5 protein-coding genes are annotated in these 4,110 nt (G+C 41.1%); 4 read left to right on the forward strand and 1 reads right to left on the reverse strand.

Annotation, left to right across the window (positions count from 1 at the left end):
* Positions 1-244 precede the first annotated feature (244 nt).
* The 4 genes from F6K13_RS21650 to F6K13_RS21665 all read left to right on the forward strand — a co-directional run bounded on the left by F6K13_RS21650 (position 245) and on the right by F6K13_RS21665 (position 2,251).
* Positions 245-1,153, forward strand: coding sequence for a dienelactone hydrolase (locus tag F6K13_RS21650; protein WP_287288340.1), 909 nt, complete (start codon positions 245-247; stop codon positions 1,151-1,153).
* A gap of 148 nt (positions 1,154-1,301) precedes the next feature.
* A complete protein-coding gene (locus tag F6K13_RS21655; protein WP_205127327.1) occupies positions 1,302-1,898 on the forward strand; it encodes a hypothetical protein in 597 nt (198 codons plus the stop codon).
* Entirely contained in the window at positions 1,895-2,062 is a 168-nt protein-coding gene (locus F6K13_RS21660; protein ID WP_205127328.1) for a hypothetical protein, read from the forward strand. The genes F6K13_RS21655 and F6K13_RS21660 overlap by 4 nt, the downstream gene beginning before the upstream one ends.
* 36 nt (positions 2,063-2,098) lie before the next feature.
* Complete coding sequence (locus F6K13_RS21665) at positions 2,099-2,251, forward strand: hypothetical protein (RefSeq protein ID WP_205127329.1); 153 nt, start codon at positions 2,099-2,101, stop codon at positions 2,249-2,251.
* A gap of 528 nt (positions 2,252-2,779) precedes the next feature.
* Here F6K13_RS21665 and F6K13_RS21670 read toward each other — a convergent pair.
* Positions 2,780-4,015 carry an SGNH/GDSL hydrolase family protein gene (locus F6K13_RS21670; RefSeq protein ID WP_124155257.1) on the reverse strand — a complete coding sequence of 412 codons (1,236 nt, stop codon included), beginning with the start codon at positions 4,013-4,015 and terminating at the stop codon, positions 2,780-2,782.
* Positions 4,016-4,110: the final 95 nt, after the last annotated feature.

The raw sequence follows: 4,110 nt of genomic DNA on the forward strand, positions 1-4,110 counted from the left end.
AATCACTTTTTTTTAGTGGTCACTTTTTGGGGCTGGCCTCTCCGATGCGATCGCACCTCTGAGTATTCTATCTCAGGAAGAGGGCATTGCTCCTACTGGTCACTTATTTCTGCCATCCTGCACTAGATCGGTTGAGTCATTATCTGATTCTTCTAGGAGCGAAGTTCAGATAAACATTCGAGCTTTTTACCGAGCAACCAAAGTTGATAACGCTCAACCACCATACGATACTATTAATCTAAAAGTGTTCTACCCAGGCAAAATGTCAGGTAGTGAGCAACAACAAAATCAGGGTATTGTACCTGCAGATCGCCAACAAGCTCCTTTTCCAGTAGTGATTTTATTCAATGGCTTTAACACCAACCCCGAACTTTACAAATGGCTAGCTATTAAGTTGTCTGAACGAGGAATGGTAGTAGTAACATTTGCCTGGGTTGCAGAAAACTTTCCTGGTATAATTAGCCTGACACCAGGGATTGATATTGCAATGTTAGCTCCTGATACTTATGGTACTGCTCCCACTGCTTCAGCTTTACCAGCAATCCTCAAAGAGTTAGACCGGATAAATTCAGACGGCATCCTAGCTGGTATGCTTGACCTAAAAAAAATTATTTTGGGTGGACATTCTGCTGGTGGCAGGGTGGCAATAGAAAGTGCTAGTCCTAACTTTTTTCCGCAAGTGGTAGCTGCTTTTGGTTATGGAGTACATACAGCAGCAGGTACAATGTTAGGATATGAAGCAGCAACAATTTTACCCCTGCCAGACTTACTGCCGCTGTTGTTAATAGGTGGTACTTGCGATGGAGTTATTGCTAATAGTAGTAACCTTTATGATACTATTTGGGAAGAAGCTACAACACCAGTATCGCGGACATTTGAGGAAGCAATTTCAGGAGGAAGAAATGATAGCTATTTGATGTTAGTTCAGGGAGCTAATCACTTTTCTTTTGCTTATCCATTTGATCCTACAACAGGTACATCTTTTCTCGACTTTCCTGCAACTCAACCAGAAGATGAAATTCGTTCTCTCATGGCAGAAACAATAGGTTTATTTATTGATGCCCACGTTCGTCAACAGGCAGCAGCATTTGATAAACTGAAGGAACTACTTAATAATGGTCATCCCTTAATTAAATCATTGGAACGCAAATAATGTCTGAAATGAAATCAACACAAATTAATCAACCCGGTCTCGTATTAATCAACCCGGTCTCGTACTTACACCTGGCGCTGAAGGTTGGTGGGACTCCGAACGCATCTCCTCACCACGCGTAATTCATAGTCCAGATGGCACCTGGAAAATGTGGTATTATGGGAGCGATGCCAGTTTTGACCGCCAAATCAATTTACCAACAGGTCGTTGTGGTCTGGCTATTTCCTCTGATGGCGTCAAATGGGAAAGAGTAAAAGGTCTCCTAACAATGGGAGCTATATTTGAACCTCACCCAGACGAAAATAGATTTGATTCTGCTCATGTTGGCGTGAGTGATGTCTACTTTAGTGACGGTCTTTACTGGATGTGGTATTTGGGTGGCGATCGCCAAGTTCTAGAAGTAGGAAAGTTTCAAGCTAAAGGTATTCAGATGCTTCCTGGTTGTGCAGTTTCTCGCGATGGCATTAATTGGGTGAGATTGGAAGGTCCTCACCGAGGTGCATTCCTGAGTCCTGGTCAACCAGGAGAATTTGATGCTTTATTTTGTGCTTGGCCACAAGTCCTTCGAGATAGCTCGTCCTGGAAAATGTACTACCACACCCTAAACCCAGAAAGACTATTTTTAGTAGGTTTAGCGGTTTCCCAAGATGGTTTTCAGTGGGAGAAAGTCGGTCAAATTTTAGGACCAGGAGAACCGGGAAGCTTTGATGAACGTGGTATTGCTACTCGTCACGTCCTGAAATGAAAATAGATGGTCAGTATTTGATGTTTTACGAAGGTGTTAACCAGAGTGGATATCATTCTATTGGTTTGGCTATTTCTTCTGATGGCATTGACTGGGAAAAACAACCAGGTTCAGAAACTGGTGGGTCTATTTTTAGTCATGCTCCTAAAGGTTCTGGTCGTTGAGATGCATAGGCGATCGGTACTCCTTGTGTTGTACCGATGGTAGATGGTAGTTTTCGGATGTACTATATCGGTGCTAATGAAGGAGGTCACGATGAGTTATCAAGTCAGCATCAAATAGGTTTAGCAGTTAGTGATGGTTCTAATTTTCGCAAGTGGCATAGATGGGGGGAGTCGGGAGTGAGGGAGTAGGAGAGTGAGGGAGTAGGGGAGTGGGGAGTGGGGGAGTAGTAAAAATAAGAATAATTAGGGCTTGCTGATTAAATCTCAAAGCATTGACTGATATTGGTTTTAGCATTTTTTGGTCAAAAAAAGTGCCAGTTTTTCAGCGGAAAAAGCTCAAAAAGCTAGTATTTTGGGACGATTATGGCAGAAAAATCACTCTTACAATTTTTCCGACTACCTCCTCTATAATTCCCATTTCTCCTGAACTCCTGTCTTCTCCCCCTACTAAAACACTTTTGAGCGCAAACCCTAATTAATGCTAATACCAATTTGAAAAAAGAATGCTACAAAAAGGTAGATGTCGATCGGATATGCTTAAAAATAGCTGCTCTAGTTCATTTTATATTAGGACTAAAGCCCAACTACGAGCTTGATTATAACTTTTTCCCTCTTCCTTCTTCCTTCTTCCTTACCTTTGCTATACAATACCGATGCTACCGGACATGATATGACTCCTGACTCCTGCTAATTACAGCAATGCTACCGGATTTGATATTAGCCTTCAGAAGCCTCCAAAATACTAACCAATTCTGAAATCTCTGTAATAGATTTTATTGCTGTATCTGCCAAAAAATTATGGCCATTGGTAGTAGGATGTATGTTATCAAAGAATAAAAAATCATCGGGGTTAATTGCTCCAGAAGCTAAGAAATTATCCGTGACATTCGTAAAGCCAAAATCAGTAGGGTTAGCAATAATATTGTCAACGATAGTCTTAAAATCAGGGCTAATAATATTAATATTCGGGTCTTGCTCTAATATTTGGGAAGCTGCTGCTAACCCACTATTGTGACCTTCACTTAATAAGCTTAATCCCTGTTGTTGTTCTGGTGGTAAACTCTGTCCGAATGGAGTCAAACCTAGATCGGGCAAGTTTGGCAACAGAAAATTTCTGGCTCCAATGCTTGCTAGCTTATTTACTGCCACTGACAAATTACCCACACTTGACTGTACACCTTGGGTGCTACCTCCCAAATAATCATTTGCACCTGCCCACACTACATACAAAGCATCAGGATCAGTTTCTGGAGTCTCTGCAATAAAATTGTCAATTTGTGTCTGCAGTCCAATTAACAGTGGGGGAGTACCCTCTGGCAATAGATTATTGGTATTATTCACAAATCCTGTGGTGGCTCCATTTACTGCAAAATTGAGACTAGAGTTAGATGTTAACTCTAATTGTGGTGCAAGAGTTTCTATCCATAGAGGGCCGTTGCTAGTGCGACCTTGAAAATAGGGAGGACTGGGTGGTAACAGACCGCCAGTAGCAACAAAAGCATTACCTGTATCAGACAAACTATCGCCAAACACATAGATATCGCTGAATAACGAACGTGGCAACCGTCCTTCAAATTGACCAGCATTGAGAAAGTGTTCTGTTGCTGTCAGTGAGGTAGTTACTAATGCTTCAGCAACATCTGAGTAACGGTCTAGATAAAAACTGGTGTCTAATAAAGTACTGGGGTTACGTTGTTCAAATTGACCAAAATTGATGAAGTGTTCTGTAGGTGTCAAAAGATTTTGTTCTACAGCAGCAGCAACTCCAGGGTTATTAGCGAGATAGAAATTAGTATTGAAAATAGCGTTGGGGTCGCGACTTTCAAATTGACCAAACCTAATAAAATGGAAAAAGCCATTACTGACTGTGCCATTGGCGACTGCTTCAGCCACTCCTGGGTAGGTTTCTAAATAGAATTGTTCATCAAATAGTTCGTTGATAGTTAATGCCATTGGTGATTTTGCTCAATTTTTTATATTTCTAGAAGGTATGGTTTATAGTGTTTATCCTATCATTTAAACTGCAAAAAATACTCGTTATAAATGGC

Source organism: Okeania sp. SIO2B9 (assembly GCF_010672505.1).
Lineage (GTDB): Bacteria > Cyanobacteriota > Cyanobacteriia > Cyanobacteriales > Microcoleaceae > Okeania > Okeania hirsuta.